The organism is Paenibacillus sp. NRS-1760 (genome assembly GCF_050467785.1).
Lineage (GTDB): Bacteria > Bacillota > Bacilli > Paenibacillales > Paenibacillaceae > Pristimantibacillus.
The window spans coordinates 169419-187052 of record NZ_JBITPK010000007.1 but is presented as its reverse complement, the minus strand read 5'-3'; the positions used below and the strand labels follow the sequence as shown (position 1 = coordinate 187052).

The following is a 17634-nucleotide window of genomic DNA, read 5'->3' as shown; positions in this document are numbered from 1 at the left end:
ATTAATAGACAGCATTTTAACTCGCTAAGTCGAATTTGAAAAATGCTATTCGTCGTTTAAATAAGGACGAAATTATCGGCTGAGTAAAAACAATAATAGAGACTCGATTATAAAATCAGGAGGGAATACATATGCGATTTATGATGATCGTCAAAGGCACTAAAGATTCCGAGGCAGGCGTTATGCCAAGTCAGGAGCTTCTCGAAGCGATGCTTCGTTACAATGAAGAATTGGCTAAGGCTGGCGTACTGCTCGCAGCGGACGGGCTCCAAGCAAGCTCGAACGGCATACGCATTTCTTATCCAAATCCCGGTGAAAAACCGAAAGTAATAGACGGTCCATTCACTGAGGCCAAAGAAATTATAGCGGGGTATACGCTTATTGAAGTTAATTCTAGGGAAGAAGCCATTGAATGGGCGATGAGGATGCCAGATCCCCATGGTAATGGCGAGGGTGAAATCGAGCTAAGGCAGGTGCTTGATGCGATGGATTTGACTCAAAATCCGGAAACGCTGGCTTTGGAAGCCGCGCTTCGAGAACAGATGGAGAGGCCTAAAAAATCGTGAGCCAGTCTGCAGTCCATCGTACAATTGATGCCATCTGGCGTATTGAATCAGCCAAGCTTATAGCCGGGCTGGCGCGGATGGTTCGCGACGTCGGCCTTGCGGAAGACCTTGCACAGGATGCGCTTATTATTGCACTAGAGAAGTGGTCGGAAAGCGGAATTCCGGATAATCCAGGAGCATGGCTTATGACTGCAGCGAAACGCCGTGCGATTGATATGATTAGGAGGAGCAAGCTGCGCGACCAGAAATATGAAGAGTTTGGACGAGGAACGGTCTTATATACCGAGGAAGATATTCATATAGCGATGGATGGAGAGGTCGGAGATGATCTCCTGCGCTTGATTTTCACAACATGTCATCCTGCTCTATCTCAGGAGGCGAGAGTAGCTTTGACGCTGCGCTTGCTTGGAGGACTTACCACGGATGAAATCGCACATGCTTATCTTGTTGCAGAGTCGACTATTGCACAGCGGATTGTTCGAGCGAAACGTACGTTAAGCAGCTTGCGGGTTGGTTTCGAGGTTCCTGTAGGCGATGAGCTCAAGGAACGACTCTCTACTGTACTCGAAGTGATCTATTTAATGTTTAATGAGGGGTATACGGCGACATCCGGCGGCAGCTGGTTTCGACCGCTGCTCTGCCAGGAAGCGCTAAGGCTAGGACGTATCCTGGCGGAAATTGCACCCGCCGAGCCTGAAGTGCATGGTTTGGTTGCTTTAATGGAAATCCAATCGTCACGCTTCAAAACACGGGTAAATGCTGCGGGCGAACCGATTCTTCTGATGGATCAAAACCGCAGTTTATGGGATCAGCTGCTCATCCGCCGAGGCTTAACTGCTCTTGAGCGAGCGCAAAAGCTCGGCCGTCCGCTTGGTCCTTACGCGCTTCAAGCTGCGATTACTGCGTGCCATGCTAAAGCTCGGATGGCATCGGAGACCGATTGGGCGCGTATTGCCGCTTTATATGAAGCTTTGTCGCGCGTCATGCCGTCCCCTATCGTAGAATTAAATCGGGCGGTAGCGATTGCAATGGCTTTCGGTCCAGCGTTCGGCCTTCAAATTGTTGATGAGCTCACATCCGCAGCATCATTAAAAGACTATCATTTGCTGCCGAGCGTCCGCGGTGATCTTCTGGTTAAATTGGGCCGTATGGATGAGGCGCGCACAGAATTTGAGCGTGCTGCTTCGTTGACACGTAACGCTCGCGAGCGCGAGCTTCTGCTGAATCGTGCTGCCGAGTGCTTGTCTTTAGAAGCGGATAAAGAAAATGAAGGTCATGAAAAATAACGATTATGTCGATTATGAAGCTCCCCATTCGTTGCTGAAGTAGAGGATGGTTTGAAATCGCCCCGTTCTCAAGCGATAAGGAGGAAATATACATGCGATATATGTTGATTGTTAAAGCAACCAAGCAATCTGAAGCTGGTGTGAAGCCCGATCGACAGCTTATGGATGAGATGGCTTCGTTCAATGATTCTCTTGCTGAGGCAGGTGTGCTCTTAGCTGCTGAAGGTCTGCAGCCCAGCTCGAGCGGACTGCGGATCACGTATTCCGAATACGGAGAGAAGCCGAATGTTGTAGTCGGTCCTTTTGCGGAGGTAAAAGGAATAATAGCGGGATATACGCTGATTGATGTGAAATCGGAGGAAGAAGCCATTGCATTTGCGATGCTTATGCCAAATCCAGCCTACGGCGGCGAGGGTGAAATTGAGCTGCGCCTGCTTCTTGAAGATACGAAATTGCTGCAAGGCTCAAGAATGATGGCACTGGAAGCGGATTTGAGAGACCAAATCGACATTCTAAATAAAAGCTGAGTTTTTTTTATGAAGCTGTCGATTTTGTTAATACTCGTTCGACGTAATGATAGAGTCAGGTAGAATTTCAATTACAAAGGAGAAATATCAAATGAATCAAGAAGTAACAGATTTTATCGCAGCGATAAAAGAGCCTTGGCAAGTGGAGCTGAGTTCTGAGCTGCGCAAGCTTGTTCATGGAGCTATCCCAGACGTTCAGGAGCGCATTCAGTATAAGAAACCTCATTTTTTGAAAAATGGAAAATACGCTGCCGTTATTTCCACTTCGAAGGATGCGGTGAGCTTTACGATCTTTAACGCAAGTGAGCTATCGTTTCCGGAGCCATTGTTTGACGGTCCTCCTGAACGGAAAACCATTAAGCTTAAACAGGGGAATGCAGTTGATTATGATCAATTGACGTCGTTAGTTGGCCAGGCCGCCTCGACACTATAAGAATGTATTTTGAATGAGAAGAGCACCTTGCTGGTGCTCTTTTTTGCGGGAAGCAACATAAGGAGCAGCTATAAGAAGACCGGACACCATTCACTCGAATGGTGTCCGGCTTTTCTGTTCTTTATGAGTAAATAAAGCTACGTAAATATGGTTATTGTGTAAGCTTCCTTATCCACTCTCTAGCGCCAAATGCGATGACCCGGTTATGAATCTTAGGTTCTGTTAGATTACAGCACTTTAACAATTCAGGCAGCGCATGTTCTTCAAGAGCAGCCTTGGCAGCTTCCATATAGCCCTTATATGTCGGAGTGCTGCCGCCAATCACGATGACATCGGGATTATACAGATGAAGCAGGTTAGTTAAAGCGTAGCCAAAATATTGCCCTGCTTGGCGTACAAGCGCAGTCACCTGCGAATCGCCTGCTTCTAGCCGCTCACGCACTGCCGCATCATCTATGCCGGCTTGGTTCGTAATCGCGTAACCACTGGCGAGAGTATCGAGCAGTGCTGGCTTGCCATTCACGGTAAGGATCATATAGCCGAGCTCACCGCTCCAGCCCTTCGCACCAAGCAGCAATTCGCCTGAGGCGACTACACCTGCTGCGATGAAGGCATCAGACATAATGACCGCAACGGTATGGTTGTCCTGATAATGAGCAGCCTCGGCCATCGTCGCAGCCTTAACGTCGTTAATGAATGCTACAGGAATGCCTGCTGCTGTCGTAAACATATCTGCTGTAGCTCCGTTTAACACAGGTAAAACATGACTTAGCTCTACTTTATCCGTACCTACAACGAGTCCCGGCATACCCATGCCGATGCCGCTTGGTGTATAAGTCAGCTTGGCTACAAAAGCTTCGACCTCCTGCTGCAGCTCGAGCAACGAGCAATCTCTGGCGATAGGAAATATATGCTCTAGATAGCCATTCGGCGTATTCGCCATCATATACATCTGACCGCCGTCTATTTCGATGCCAACATATGAATTCATATCATAGTCACTCCTAGTATAGGGTAGAGTAAGAAGTCTACTATCTCTAAAACATATCCATATTATATAAATTATAGAAAATAGCTGCAATAAGAGTATTTCGGCCATGCCAAGAACAAGTATAATTGTATTTTATCGGAGCCTGATGTTTATAAGTGGTAATCTAAAGAAGTGGTTTAGATAATTATTTATAACGAGGCGGATACAAATATGGAAGAACAAATATTGAAATTACTTAAGGAAGCTTATTCTATTGGTTGTTATAAGGTGGAAACGGTAACCAATGAAATCTATCGTTGTCTTGCAAAGGAGGGCACCCTTTTTGTTCGAATAACGAACTATAAAACCTATCAAGAGCAGTCAGAAGAAGTGAGCTGGACGAATTTTTTATGCCATCAAGGCGTTGGCGCTTCTGAAGCAGTCCACTCTTCTAATCATCAATATATTGAAAAGATCATGCTGGATGAAGAAAAGCTAGCCGTTGTATATAAAGCTGCGGCGGGCATTCATTTGCCACGGTCGGAGTGGAACAAATCCGTACTTAAAAAGGTTGGAAAACAAATAGGTAAGATGCATCGCGTAACCCAATCCTATCGTGAGTCTACGGCACATCTTAAGGATTGGTATGAAAACAAGGAATATGATTTTCTCACACATATCCCGAAGGAAGAAACAGACATACGAGAAATGGCGGATCATCTTTTAACAAAGATCAAGGGTTTACCTAAAAACAATTCAAACTACGGACTGATCCACGGTGATTTATGGCTAGAAAACATCTTAGTGGACGGCTCTGAAATTACGATGATTGATTTCCAAGATTGTGAAAAACATTTTAATATTTTTGATTTAGCTGTGCCCATCTATTCTGCTATGGAATACTCATTCTCAGGCGGAGGGAACATCAAGGACTATCGACAGTCCATTACGGCAGCTCTCCTTGAAGGGTATAGAGAAGAGCACGATCTATCTCCGGAGATGGTTGACACATTGCCGCTTTTTTTGAAATTGAAACAACTGTTTGAATACAACCTGATGCATATGTATTGGAATCATGAACAATTAAGTGAGGAACAAGTTCGAATCATCAATTTATATAGAATGCGAATAGAGTATGATCACTTTTTGTAAAAGGGTTAGCTGAGCGGAGGTGTTGTGAATTGACTGCTTATGACTTTGTATTTCCTGAACTAGAGACAGAACGTTTGAGGCTTTCTATTTTGACTTTAGATGATTCTGAAGCAATTTATAAGCATTTTTCGGATGAAAATGTGACCAGATTTATGGATATAAACCCATGTAAAGATTTAAACGAGGCCAAAGAGATTATTCAATATCACATCGATGATAAGGGCTGCCGATGGGGGATTTTCAGTAAAAAGGATCATAGACTCGTTGGAACTTGCGGTTTCCATTGCTGGATTCAAGGAGAGCAGCCTAAAGCAGAGATAGGATTTGATTTAGCTAAGGAATACTGGGGAATGGGGCTAATGCAAGAAGCGCTGCTCCCTGTAATAGCGTTTGGATTTGAGCAGATGGGTTTATCGATAATCGAAGCCACCGTGGAACAGCAAAATGAAAAATCCATTCAACTGCTGAATAGGCTGCATTTTGAGAAGGAAGCAGAATTAAGAGATGGGCTTTTTTATTATTACTTGAATCGAACGATATGAAAATTAGAAATCAAAATAGACCGAAACCATTCGATAATATGGTTCTCGGTCTATTTCCTATTTTCAAAATGGGGAACAAGTGATTAGCCCTCCTCCAAATTGGAGTAGTGTGTGACCCGGTTTCTCCCACTTTTTTTGGAGTTGTAAAGCGCTTGATCAGCTTTTTGAAGCAAGGATTGATCGGTATCCTCCTGCGTAATCGTTGCTGCGCCAATACTAACGGTCACATGATATTCTCCCCAATGAGCTGTTTCAGTCTTGCTGCGATACCTTTCGGCTGCTAATATGGCATTCTCCAGATTGGTATTAGGAATAATAATGACGAATTCCTCTCCTCCAAATCGAGCCACAATGTCGTCTTCTCTCGAAGTGGATACGAGTAGTTGTGCCAGCTCTGTAAGAACCAAATCACCGACCTGATGCCCATAGGTATCGTTAATGCTTTTAAAACGATCAATATCGATAATTAAAAGGGAAAATGGCAGTTCCGTTTGTTGAAATAATGCGATATTCGCGAGTAAGCACTCTTGAAAAAACCTTCGGTTTTTGAGCCCGGTTAAAGGATCGGTTGATGCTAGCTTTTCCAGCTGGTGGTTCAAATTTAGCAATTGCGATTGCTTGCTTTCATATTCTTCATGCAGGAGTTCAAGCTTTTTGTTCGCTTCATGGGTTGCCCGATAAAGTTCCTCCAGCTTTGTTTTGGTTTGCAGGATATCGTTCTCATGTTCAATGCGTTTGCGCATTTCCACAACGACACAATCAATGACAATTTCTCCATCTCGTTCGTGACGAATCCCGTTTAACAGTACAGGCACATCAAGCTGGTCTCTCGTTTTAAACGAGAAGTACATTTCATTCACATGCCCATACAGCTGGATATACGGATAAAAATAGGTATGAAAAAACAGTTTGTTCGTAAGAGACATAGTGGTTTCAAGATGTCGGTTCAGCAGTTCCTGCCGCTCAAAACCAAGCATGTTTAACAGCGTTTGATTGACCTCTTGAATTACCCCTGTACTTGAAATAGTGAAAAATCCACAGGGAGCATAATTTAACTGGGTATCCATGTAAAGACTGCCTCTCTTCAAATTCTAGTTGTTGGATAGATATTGTTTGATCAGTTGCGTCGTCTCTTCTGGATGACTTAAGTGCGGGTAATGGCCTTTTGCAAGCATATGCTGAAGAGTACTGTTTTTAAGATGAGCATGCAAATAGTCGCCAACCTCAATAGGAGCAATGCTGTCGTCAGAACATTGAAGAATGAGGGTAGGGACGGTTGCATGAATGAGATCAGCGCGACAATCGGATAAAAAAGTTACCTCAGCAAATTGCCTTGCAATATGGGGATCTCTAGAGCAAAAGCTTTTTTCCAATTCGTTAGTTAATTCCTTGCGTTCTGAATTTTGCATGACGATTGGCGCGAGGTAGCTCGCCCAGCCAATAAAATTCATTTGCATCATATGAAGCAATTCATCGATTTCATGCCTATGGAAACCTCCATAATAATCTGGAAGGTCGTTTACATAACGCGGAGAAGGACCAAGCATAATAATGTGTTTAAAATATTCGGTATTGTGAATGGATGCAAGCATCCCAATCATACTGCTAACGGAGTGGCCAACAAATATAGCATCCTTTACATGCAGCGTATCCATAATTTCAATGACATCTTGCGCATAACCATGTAAACTACTATATTTTTCGGGTTCATAATAATCGAGTTGTGATTCTCCAGAACCTACATAATCAAACAAGATGATGCGGTAATCATCTTCAAAGCTCGGGACGATGTAGCGCCACATATCTTGATCGCAGCCGAATCCATGTGCAAACACTATCGTTTGTTCACCTTTGCCTAAAACATTTACGTTATTGCGTACTAGGAAATCGACGGTCATCGGAATTCCCCTCTCTAAGATGATTAGTAAATAGATCCTCTGATATGCCATAAGCTTATGATCATTATATCTGATTACAGTGAACAATGGATTATTAATCTAATTAATTAATATATTAGCAGTGGAAATGATAGGGCTTTCTTTTTATTATCTTAATTGTGTATAGTAAAAACGAAATGAATGGGACAAGGAGTGTAAGCATGAATCGTTTCGGACAAATGAATACATTGCGTAATCAAATTTTCCTTGGCTTCATGCTCGTTATGGTTATCGTGCTGGGGGCGGTCGGCTTTTTTACGTATGATCAAGTTTCGGTTCTGCTGCGCAACAATGCGGAAAAACATATTCAACAAACGGCTGTTCAAGCGACAGGCAAGCTGGATGTGCTGCTGCGGCAGATCGATACGTTTACGATGCAGGTAGCAACAAGCGCAACGATCCAGCGGTTGATGGCACAAGAGGTGCAAGGACGCAAGATCAGCTTTGAAGAACGTCAATCCCTTCAGCAGGAGATACGAAAGCAAGAAGCTTATGCAACGGGGATTCGCTCATTGGAGCTGTATACAACCGACTATAGGATGCTGTTCCCGCTTACGGATATAAGCTTGGACAACCGGGTATCTACGGGCTGGCTCAGCCTTGTGGACAAGGGAAGAGGCAGGTTGGTCTGGTTCGGGATGGACCCGAGGTACCCCGATTCCATCATTGCGATTCGCCATGTTCGGCTTATTGACCATTCCTTCTCGCATGCAGGGTATTTGATGGTGCAAATTGATAAAAAATATTTTGAGCTCACGGAATCGAATGGAAACGCTGACAATAATTCCAGTGAAATGATGGGTTTATTCGATGCCGAGAATCAGACGATTACCTCCGATTTTTCGAAGGAAGTAGACGTTGAGAAGATGCTTAATCAAGGGGATGAGACGGTAGCGCTGGACGGAGAACGTTTCATGGCCATTGAGAAAAAATCGGAAATGACCGGCTGGAAAATTATTATTTTAACGCCGATAAAGTATGCTGCCGAAGGCATTTCGATTTTGCGTACCGTTATTATTGTTTCAATTTTAGTAGGCGGCATGTTATTTCTTATTTTAACTTTTATTTTATCAACGATGATTACTCGCCCGATATTGAATTTGATTAAAGTGATGCGCAATGCGAAGTTCGGAACCTTGAAGCCGATACCGGTTACGTCCAAAACGATGGAAATTAATGAGCTTAATAATACGTACAATCAGATGGTTGGCTCTTTGAATGAGCTCATTGATGTTGTTTATCAGAAGGAAATTGTTCAAAGCCGGACGGAGCTGAAGGCGCTGCAAGCGCAAATTAATCCGCACTTCTTGTTTAATACACTGGAAGCCTTTTATTGGGCACTGGATGAGAAAGACGAAGAGGAGCTGGCGGATGTTGTTATTGCAATGTCTGGTTTGTTCCGATATGTCATTTCACACGCGGATGAGGATGAATGGGTAACGATCGGTGATGAGCTTGAGCATGCGCAGCGGTATTTAAAAATAATGGATATGCGTATGATTGATAGACTGGCATGGAAGGTTGAATCGGAAGAAAATTGCCGCAGTGTGCCGATTCCTAAGCTTCTTATTCAACCGCTCGTGGAAAATGCTATTCTGCACGGCGTTGAACAGCGAATTGGGGCAGGCACCGTTGTTGTTCGGGTCGAGCCGTCTGAGCGGACGGGTTATACTCGCATTGCTGTGACGGATAATGGACCAGGCATGGATGAGGGGAAAATTCGGGCTTTGTACGCAGCAATGGACAAAGGCCAGCATCAAACTTCCTCCAAAGGAACTGGGGTTGGCATAAGCAATGTGGAACGAAGATTGCTGCTTTATTATCATTTGGAAACCAAAGGCTTGGAAATTAAGAGCGAGATCGGCAGTGGCACAACCGTCGCCTTTGAGATACCGAATGAACATGGGAGGGAAATTCCAATTGAAAACCATACTGATCGTGGATGATGAACCGAGAACGAGGGAAGGCGTACGCAAAGTGCTTGAAGCATGGTCGGCTGGACAATATCGGATAGAGACCGCATCCAATGGGATAGAAGCGATGGAGTGGCTGAAGCATAACGAGGCGAATTTGCTAATCACCGATATACGCATGCCTGAAATCGGCGGGCTCGATTTAGTGGAGCGAATAAACGAGCAGCTGCCGCATCCTCCTGTCGTCATCATTATTTCGGGTCACCCAGAATTTGATTACGCGCAGAAGGCGCTGCAGTTTGGCGTAGTCGAATATCTGCTCAAGCCTTTGGATAAAACTAAACTTATTAAAGCGGTAGAGCTTGCTATGAAAAGAGAAGAAAGCAAACACCGGATTGAGCGCATGGAGAAGCTAATGGACCCGAAGCTGCTGGATATTGCGCAGGAAGAAGACAGCTATAGCCCGCAGGTGCAAGAAGCGATTCAGTATTTAAAAGACAATTTGCAGAAGCCGCTCACTATGCGCGATACAGCAGAGCATTTGCATATGAATGCGAGCTATCTCAGCGTGCTCTTTAAGGAGCAGACGGGGCTAACGTTTAGCGATTATTTGACGAGAAAAAGGGTACAAAGAGCTAAGGAATTACTGTCTACAACAAGACTTGCGATTGCTGATATTGCTGAACAAGTCGGTTATCAAACGGCGAAATATTTTGTGAAAGTATTTCGTTCGCTTGAAGGAACCAGCCCGGGTCAATACCGAAGAACGATCGCTCATTCCGAGGAGACAATCCAATAAAAGTAGTATTTTCCCCAATTCATGTACCCTTACGATGCTGACATCGTGTTGATAAAATGGATTTGTAAGATTCAAATCTATCACCAGCAGAAAAGGGGTTGTAAACGTGTTCAAAAAGAAATGGACGATTCTCCTATTGACTCTATGTCTTGCAGTTGTTGCAGCAGGCTGCGGTCAAAATTCGAACAATGGCGGTAAAGAGGATTCAAAGAATGGTGCAAATGGAAGCGGTTCCGAGAAAGTAACGGTTAACTTTATGCACTTATGGCCTGAGGGTGTATCGGCTGGACAAAACAAAATTGTGAATCAAATCATTTCTGAATATCAAAAAGAGAACCCTAACGTTACGATCAAACAAGAAGTGCTGGATAACGAACAATATAAAAATAAATTGAAAGTGCTTTCAGCATCAAACCAACTGCCGGATGTAGGCGTTACTTGGGCAGCGGGCTTCCTTCAGCCGTATGTAGAGGGCAAGCTGTTCACACCGCTGGATGATCTGCTTAGCGGAAATCTTAATGGCAAATTCGTCAGCGGCACAACAGAGGCTTATGCTGTAGACGGTAAAACGTATGGTTTGCCGCTTGAATTCAATATTTCACCGGTATATTACAATAAAGCGCTTTTTGAGAAATACAAGCTGGAAGTGCCGCAAACCTACGAGCAATTTAAGCAAGTTGTGAAAACGCTCTCTGACAACGGTGTCGCGCCAATCGCTCTTGGCAACAAGGATCGCTGGACTGGATCTTTGTGGTACATGTACCTTGCAGATCGTTTTGCAGGACAAGAAGCATTGTCCAAGGCAATTAGCGGCTCAGGATCTTTCAAGGATGAAAACCTAGTAAAAGCGGCTAGTGAGGTACAATCGCTAGTAGACAGCAATGCATTCGTAAAAGGCTTTAACGGCCTGTCCAACGAAGAAGCAAAATCAGAGTTTCTAAACAGCAAAGCGGCTATGTACATGATGGGTACGTGGGAGCTTCCTAACTTCACAACGAATGAAGATATACCTAAAGAGTTCCGCGACAGCGTTGGTTTCTTCAAGTTCCCAACGATTGAAGGCGGCAAAGGCGATATCAACAGCTGGGTAGGTGGACCAGGCGTTGGATTGTTCGTTTCAGAAAGCTCAAATGTCAAAGCAGAAGCGAAAGCTTTCGTAGAATATTTTGTGGAAAAATGGGGCGAGCAATCCGTTACTGGAGCAGGTGTTATTCCAGCAACGAAGGTGGATACTTCCAAGCTTGAGCTGCCTCAGCTATATGTAGATCTGTTCAATGAAATGAACAAAGCTAGCAGCATTACCTTGTTTGCAGATGTACAAATGCAAGCAAATGCCGCAGAAACGCATCTCAACCAAATTCAAGCGTTATTCGGCAAAGCAGTGACACCAGAGAAATTCTCTGAAGAGCATGATGCGGCCATTTCCAAAGGAAACTGACAGCTTCTAGAATAGGGAGCAGGGAAGCCGTTTACCCGGCATATGATGCCGGGTAAATGCTTACTGCTTGAGAATGAGAAAGGAGTCGGCTAATTTGGATAAGGTCATGTCGAACAAAAGAATAATTGCGCTGTATGTGCTGCCTTCCCTGCTTTTGATATTAGCTATTGTATACATTCCAATCGTTCTGACTGGCTATTATGGATTAAACCAGTGGAATGGCATTGGAGCAATGAAGTTTATTGGTTTGGATAATTATCAAGCTCTAATTAAGGATAAAATGTTTTGGAACAGCGCCGGTCATTCGCTTATGTTAGCTGTTTTTTCAACACTTAGTCTCATTCTCTATTTAGTTATTGCTATGGTGTTGTCCGCCAAACTAAAGGGCGTCAATTTTTTTCGCAAAATATATTTGATTCCGATGCTGCTGTCGTCCGTAGCGATTGCACAGCTTTGGCTGAAAATTTATCATCCAACAAATGGGATTCTGAACAGCTTTCTCGAATCCATTGGGTTTGCAAATCCTCCCGCATGGCTGGCTGAGTCTTCACTGGTATTGTTTGCTTTATTCATTCCAATCCTCTGGCAGTATGCGGGCTTTTATATTTTAATTTATTACGCTGCGCTTAAGAACATCCCGGCTTCACTTGAGGAAGCGGCGAAGATCGACGGTGCGAATGCCTTTCAAATCGCTTACAAAATCAAGCTTCCGCTGGCGATGGAGGTCATTAAAGTAACGATCGTGCTGGCAGTTGTTGGCTCGCTAAAATACTTTGATCTGATCTACGTCATGACAGATGGAGGGCCGAATGGCTCCAGTGAAGTGATGGCATCGTACATGTATCACCAAGCTTTCCGGGCATATGACTTTGGTTATGGCAGTGCAATTGGCTTCTTCCTGCTTATCATCTGTCTCATCGTAACTTGGATAATCCGAAAATTGACTGCTACAAAAGATACGATTCAATATTCGTAAGGAGGGAAGCTTCATGATGCCCGGAACTGCAGGACAGCTGAGGAACGGAAACAAAAGCTCCGGCGCTTGGATAGCAAGCAAACTGGGTTATTCCGTACTATATATCGTGTTATCGGTCGTTGCCATATTGCAAATTTTCCCGCTCGTATGGCTTCTGTTTTTCTCGCTTAAAAACAATCAGGAAGTATTCAATCTTCCTCCGTTGTCACTGCCTATGAATCCTAGGTGGGAAAATTACGAGAAGGTATGGAGTGCTGGAAATATTGATGTTTACTTTTTCAACAGCGTATGGATTACGGTTGTAGCGACGGTGCTTACGATTGTGTTAAGCAGCCTGGTTACCTACGCGATAACAAGGTTGAAGTGGAAGGGAAGTTCTTTTGTACTCGGTTTATTCATGGTTGCGATGATGATTCCGGTGCATTCGACGCTCATTCCGTTGTTCAGCATATTCAACAAAATACATCTCATTGATCATCCGTTGTCGCTTATTTTGTCTTATGTAGCGTTCAATATGCCGATCACGATTATGATCCTGCTTGGCTTCTATTATGCTTTGCCGCGAGAGGTAGAAGAAGCGGCGGTTATTGACGGCTGCTCCGTGAACAAAATATTTTTCCGAATCGTACTGCCGATGACAGGCTCTGTTATCGCAACGACAGGCATTATTAACATGATTTATAATTGGAATGAATTTATTTTCGTTAATACATTTATAAGCTCAGATGCCTATAAAACGCTGACGGTCGGCGTGCAAAACTTCATCGGGCAGTATACGACGGACTGGGGCGCAATCGGCGCTACATTAATGATTAGTATATTGCCAATATTGATTGCATTCCTATTCTTAAGCGATCGTATCGTTGAAGGCATAGCGGCAGGTTCAGTCAAAGGCTAAAGCTGATGATGGACGTCGTTCGCTTGGCAGTATTTGAATCGTTCAAGAACCTCCAATCACAGCAGTGATTATGGAGGTTCTTTCGTTTATGTAAAGTATAAAAAAAAAGAAAGCTCTTAGGAACGATGCTCAGCTCCCAAAAGCTTTCTTACTTCATTAATGATTGTCGTATATAAAATAATCAAAGTCTGCATGAAGGCTGCGTCCAGATGTATCCTGACACTGCATGCCGACGAATGCGCCTGTGAAGAAGCCGCCGCCTTGAATGTAGTCATCCGATAGCTTGTAGCATTCGAAGTTTACAGGCAGTCGAGTCCAGCTCTTGCCATCAAACGAATAAGAGTAGTAGTACAGTGTATTCTCTACGTCAGCACGAATATGCACATAGGCAACGTCTTCTGTAATCGCTATTTCGTTTCCTTGAAGCGGCTCAGAGAACGAAAAATTATCGCATGCAACAAGCTGCAAAATTCTTCCCTTTTCCTCATTCCATGAGATTTGGCAGGATGTCCAGTTTTGCGTGTTGTAGTAGTTCACAAGCCCAGCTGATTGTTGGAAGGACGTCGGTTGAAATGCGATTTTTGTTTCAGCTGTAAAGTTGAAATGCTGCCATCTCCTTGCGATAAATGACTGCGTAAATTTGGAAGTCAATGATTCTTTGCCGTATAGACGAAGATGTCCAGGGTTATCGGTCAAAGAAACAATTTGATCTCCTAAAGGGATGCGCAGGCTTTGGAAATGCAGGTTTAGCGTGCTGCTATCGAAATCGTCCTTAACTGGATAATCGCGCTCCCATTTCACTTCTGGAATGTTCGGTCCTTCAATGACAAGGGAAGGCTGGTTGCCGCCAACGACATAAGGCCAATCATTGCGCCATTCGAGCCGCTGAATAGCTGTTTCTCTGCCAAGCGGGCAGTATCCACGCGGATCAAGCAGCGGCTGGCCTTCTCTGGAGAGAGGTCGTCCAACTAGATGCACTAAGAACCACTCGCCCGTATGCGTTTGAACGATAGAAGCATGGCCAGCCTTTTGCAATGGAATACGCGGTGCATGGAACGATGAGATTAACGGATTTTCTGGATGCACCTCATATGGTCCGGTAAGCTGTTTGGAGCGAGCGATAGTCGCCTGATGCTCATATTTGGTGCCGCCCTCAGCCGTAAGCAAGTAATAGTAGCCATTCATTTTATAGAGATGAGGAGCTTCGGTCAGCTTAATATCGGTTCCTTTGAAAATAATTTCAGGTTTGCCGATTAGCTTCTGCTCACTCGCGCTGTATTCCTGTAGCAAAATACCATAGAAGTTGTGATGGCCGACCCGTTGATCCCACATCATGTTTACAAAATACTTTTTTCCGTCCTCGTCATGGAACAACGATGGATCGAAGCCGGAGCTATTCACATGAATGGGCTCGGACCATTCGCCATCAATCGTGTCGCAGGTAACCAAATAATTGTGGCAGTCTTTCCATTGTCCTTCGGTCACTTTCACATCGGTATAGATGAGCCAAAATTTATTGTCACTATAGGATAGTGCGGGAGCCCAAATACCGCCAGAATCAGGATTGCCCATCATGTTCAGCTGGCTGAGCCTGCTTAAAGGTCTTGAGGCAAGCCTCCAGTTTTTTAAATCCTTAGAGTGGTAAATGCCGACGCCGGGAAACCATTCGAAGGTTGAAACCGCAATATAGTAGTCTTCTCCTACACGGCAAATACAGGGGTCTGGATTAAAGCCAGGTAAAATCGGATTTTGGATGGCAGTCATATCTTTTCTCCTTTTTAGGAAATGAATTGTAATCTATACTATCTATATCATAGCAATGATTTTAACCCGTTCCCATATCCATACCATGTTGATATTTACCCAAATCAATCATATTTTTGAGCCTGCAAATAAGGAAGGAGAAATACGCGCTTATGCAAATAAAAATAGAGTCCGCTAGAAAGGAATTTATGCTGCCTGATATGGATTCCACCTTCCGTGTTTTTGCAGCACACTGGCGTACGGTTGATCCGGATTGGAAATATCCGCTGCATAAGCATCCTCTATTTGAAGTGAATCTCGTATTATCGGGAACGCAGGAGATGAAGGTTAACGGACATGCCTATAAGCAAGGTCCAGGTGATCTTATATTGCTCAATCCGGGGGACAATCATGAAAGCTCTGTCGCTAGTAATGATGAAATGACCTATTACTGCTTGCATTTTGACGTCGATGAGAGATCTTTCCGTGAGCTTCTTATTCGCAATAGCCGTTGTTTTCACGAAGCTGGCAGTGAGCTGGCAGTAGCAATCAAGCCAGCTTTGGATAAATTAATGGCATTAACCTCTGAAGAAGCAGTGGTACGAGTAGAATCTCGCATGAATATTTTGTCTGCTTTATTTGAACTGTTTGCCGGATTAAGCGGTACGCTGTCTGAGCTTAACCGCGGTGATGAGGCTGGTGCACGGAAATCGGCTGCAGCAGCACAGATTGCGACTATGCTGGAGCGTACGGTTGAGGGTGCGGCAAGCAGAAGAGGGCAGGAGGACGAGATGGAGACGATAAAATTAATTGCGGATTCGGTGGGTTACAGCATGTCGTCGGTCAATCGCATGTTTACCCAGGTGTATGGCGTGTCTCCCCGTCAATATTTGTCCACTTTGATGCTAAAAAAAGCGAAGCTGCTGCTGATGAATCCCGAAGCAACGGTAGAGTCGATATCGGCGAGGCTTGGCTACCATAATATTGCGCACTTCAGCAGGCAGTTCAAGCGCTGGACGGGGGAGTCGCCAAGCAGCTTCCGCAGCCGTTTCCATGAATAAGCAAAACGCTTCATCTTGAATGTGCAATATACTATAATTGGAAAGTGATCATTATATTATCTTATTTGGCGGTGGAGACTAGTGTCAGCTGAAATTACTTATGGAAGCAAAGAAGAAAGCGAATACGTGAAAAGAAAACTGATCGAGTATAATCATGGGCATGTCCCCGACGAGTTGAAAAACAATTATGAGGAAATAAACCTGACGATAAAGGATGACGAGGGCAAAATCCTTGGCGGACTATTAAGCGTCTTTTGCTGGAATTGGATAGAGGTCGATATTTTATGGGTAGATCAAGCTCTTAGAGGCACAGGTCTCGGCAGCCAGCTGCTATCCCAAATAGAGAAAATAGCTAAAGAGAAGAAATGCACCTTCATTAAGCTAAACACGTTTAGTTTTCAGGCGCCGGAATTTTATAAGAAAAACGGTTATAGAGAAGTGGCGGTCTTTGAAGACGCGCCCTTAGGCAGCAAACATTATTATTTTCGAAAAGATATTAGTCCACTCATTTCAATCAGAATATAACAAAAGGCTGCCAAGTTTTAAAGAAGAAGGGATTTGAATATGATCAAAGTTGCTTATTTAGGGCCCAAGGGAACCTTTTCGGAAGAGGCTGCCCATCAATATTTTGCTGATTCAACCGAATGGGTTATGCACGAATCGATATTGGATGTATTGGAAGCTGTTTATTCGGAGGAAGTGGATAAATGTATTGTTCCGATTGAAAATTCAATTGCAGGCAACATACATATGACCATTGACGGTTTATTAATGTACAATCTCCACATTGAAGCGGATCTGGTTTTTACGGTATCCCTTCATTTGATTGGAAGTCCTGAGGCTGATATCAATGAGATCACAACGGTTAGATCTATAAATCCAGTCATTAACCAGTGCAAGGAGTTCATTAAACGCAATCATCTAAAAACGGAATATACAGATAGTACAGCGAAGGCTGCTCAATCCATTAAAGAATCGGATACGGTCGCGGCGATTGCTTCGAAATCGGTAGCAGAGCAATATAGCTTGAAAATACTCGATAGTGAAATTCAAGACCATTCAGCTAATCACACCCGATTTATTGTTGTCAGCAAAAAAATACTTTTGGGCAAAGCACAAATGAAGTCCATGCTATTGCTAACACCAAACAATGAATTCCCGGGTGTATTGTCATCCATTCTAAATGTTTTCTCCGCACTAGGCATTAACCTTACTTGGATTGAATCGCGTCCCACTGGTAAGCAATTAGGGACATATCGCTTTTTAATAGAAACGGAAATGGCGCAGGATGAACCGCGTATGAATAAAGCGATGAAAATTTTTGAAACGTTTGGGCATCAAGTGCATATTGTAGGAAGTTATTCGACAACTATTCTTTAACGGGATAGTTCTT

The 17634-nt window shown here is 43.9% G+C and carries 18 protein-coding genes; 14 read left to right on the top strand and 4 right to left on the bottom strand.

The window, feature by feature from the left end; all coding sequences use genetic code 11:
• The first annotated feature begins 131 nt into the window (after positions 1-131).
• The 4 genes from ACIFSR_RS04885 to ACIFSR_RS04870 all read left to right on the top strand — a co-directional run bounded on the left by ACIFSR_RS04885 (position 132) and on the right by ACIFSR_RS04870 (position 2812).
• Positions 132-566 (top strand): YciI family protein, encoded by a 435-nt coding sequence (locus ACIFSR_RS04885; protein ID WP_430055385.1) that lies wholly within the window; start codon positions 132-134, stop codon positions 564-566.
• The gene (locus tag ACIFSR_RS04880) at positions 563-1852 is read left to right on the top strand and encodes an RNA polymerase sigma factor (protein WP_430055382.1); all 1290 of its coding nucleotides are present in this window, start codon (positions 563-565) and stop codon (positions 1850-1852) included. Before ACIFSR_RS04885 ends, ACIFSR_RS04880 begins: the two co-directional genes overlap by 4 nt.
• Before the next feature lie 92 nt (positions 1853-1944).
• A complete protein-coding gene (locus ACIFSR_RS04875; RefSeq protein ID WP_430055379.1) occupies positions 1945-2379 on the top strand; it encodes a YciI family protein in 435 nt (144 codons plus the stop codon).
• A gap of 91 nt (positions 2380-2470) precedes the next feature.
• The gene (locus tag ACIFSR_RS04870; protein WP_339206649.1) at positions 2471-2812 is read left to right on the top strand and encodes a DUF1801 domain-containing protein; all 342 of its coding nucleotides are present in this window, start codon (positions 2471-2473) and stop codon (positions 2810-2812) included.
• A 151-nt stretch (positions 2813-2963) separates the two neighbouring features.
• On the opposite strand, the gene ACIFSR_RS04865 is transcribed toward ACIFSR_RS04870, so the two are convergent.
• A complete protein-coding gene (locus tag ACIFSR_RS04865; protein ID WP_430055376.1) occupies positions 2964-3803 on the bottom strand; it encodes an ROK family protein in 840 nt (279 codons plus the stop codon).
• Between the two features lie 210 nt (positions 3804-4013).
• Between ACIFSR_RS04865 and ACIFSR_RS04860 the strand changes: the two genes are divergently transcribed.
• Entirely contained in the window at positions 4014-4934 is a 921-nt protein-coding gene (locus ACIFSR_RS04860) for a phosphotransferase enzyme family protein (protein ID WP_430055374.1), read from the top strand.
• A gap of 29 nt (positions 4935-4963) precedes the next feature.
• Positions 4964-5476 (top strand): GNAT family N-acetyltransferase, encoded by a 513-nt coding sequence (locus tag ACIFSR_RS04855; protein ID WP_430055372.1) that lies wholly within the window; start codon positions 4964-4966, stop codon positions 5474-5476.
• 83 nt (positions 5477-5559) lie between these two features.
• On the opposite strand, the gene ACIFSR_RS04850 is transcribed toward ACIFSR_RS04855, so the two are convergent.
• Complete coding sequence (locus ACIFSR_RS04850; RefSeq protein ID WP_430055369.1) at positions 5560-6543, bottom strand: sensor domain-containing diguanylate cyclase; 984 nt, start codon at positions 6541-6543, stop codon at positions 5560-5562.
• A gap of 24 nt (positions 6544-6567) precedes the next feature.
• The gene (locus ACIFSR_RS04845; RefSeq protein ID WP_430055366.1) at positions 6568-7374 is read right to left on the bottom strand and encodes an alpha/beta fold hydrolase; all 807 of its coding nucleotides are present in this window, start codon (positions 7372-7374) and stop codon (positions 6568-6570) included.
• 200 nt (positions 7375-7574) lie between these two features.
• Between ACIFSR_RS04845 and ACIFSR_RS04840 the strand changes: the two genes are divergently transcribed.
• From ACIFSR_RS04840 to ACIFSR_RS04820, 5 genes are all read left to right on the top strand, one after another.
• Positions 7575-9359, top strand: coding sequence for a sensor histidine kinase (locus ACIFSR_RS04840; RefSeq protein WP_339209494.1), 1785 nt, complete (start codon positions 7575-7577; stop codon positions 9357-9359).
• The gene (locus ACIFSR_RS04835; protein ID WP_430055362.1) at positions 9334-10125 is read left to right on the top strand and encodes a response regulator transcription factor; all 792 of its coding nucleotides are present in this window, start codon (positions 9334-9336) and stop codon (positions 10123-10125) included. Before ACIFSR_RS04840 ends, ACIFSR_RS04835 begins: the two co-directional genes overlap by 26 nt.
• Before the next feature lie 106 nt (positions 10126-10231).
• Entirely contained in the window at positions 10232-11563 is a 1332-nt protein-coding gene (locus tag ACIFSR_RS04830) for an extracellular solute-binding protein (RefSeq protein WP_430055360.1), read from the top strand.
• Between the two features lie 94 nt (positions 11564-11657).
• Positions 11658-12539 carry a carbohydrate ABC transporter permease gene (locus ACIFSR_RS04825; RefSeq protein ID WP_054026328.1) on the top strand — a complete coding sequence of 294 codons (882 nt, stop codon included), beginning with the start codon at positions 11658-11660 and terminating at the stop codon, positions 12537-12539.
• A gap of 13 nt (positions 12540-12552) precedes the next feature.
• Positions 12553-13437, top strand: a complete 885-nt coding sequence (locus ACIFSR_RS04820; RefSeq protein ID WP_430055357.1) for a carbohydrate ABC transporter permease — start codon at positions 12553-12555, stop codon at positions 13435-13437.
• A gap of 156 nt (positions 13438-13593) precedes the next feature.
• Here the strand turns inward: ACIFSR_RS04820 and ACIFSR_RS04815 are convergent, their stop codons facing one another.
• On the bottom strand, positions 13594-15201 hold the full coding sequence (locus ACIFSR_RS04815) for a glycoside hydrolase family 43 protein (protein ID WP_430055355.1): 1608 nt from the start codon (positions 15199-15201) through the stop codon (positions 13594-13596).
• 152 nt (positions 15202-15353) lie between these two features.
• Between ACIFSR_RS04815 and ACIFSR_RS04810 the strand changes: the two genes are divergently transcribed.
• From ACIFSR_RS04810 to pheA, 3 genes are all read left to right on the top strand, one after another.
• The gene (locus ACIFSR_RS04810) at positions 15354-16241 is read left to right on the top strand and encodes an AraC family transcriptional regulator (RefSeq protein WP_339206664.1); all 888 of its coding nucleotides are present in this window, start codon (positions 15354-15356) and stop codon (positions 16239-16241) included.
• 81 nt (positions 16242-16322) lie between these two features.
• On the top strand, positions 16323-16766 hold the full coding sequence (locus ACIFSR_RS04805) for a GNAT family N-acetyltransferase (protein WP_339206665.1): 444 nt from the start codon (positions 16323-16325) through the stop codon (positions 16764-16766).
• 39 nt (positions 16767-16805) lie between these two features.
• Positions 16806-17621 carry a prephenate dehydratase gene (pheA, locus tag ACIFSR_RS04800; RefSeq protein ID WP_430055353.1) on the top strand — a complete coding sequence of 272 codons (816 nt, stop codon included), beginning with the start codon at positions 16806-16808 and terminating at the stop codon, positions 17619-17621.
• The last annotated feature ends 13 nt before the right edge of the window (positions 17622-17634 follow it).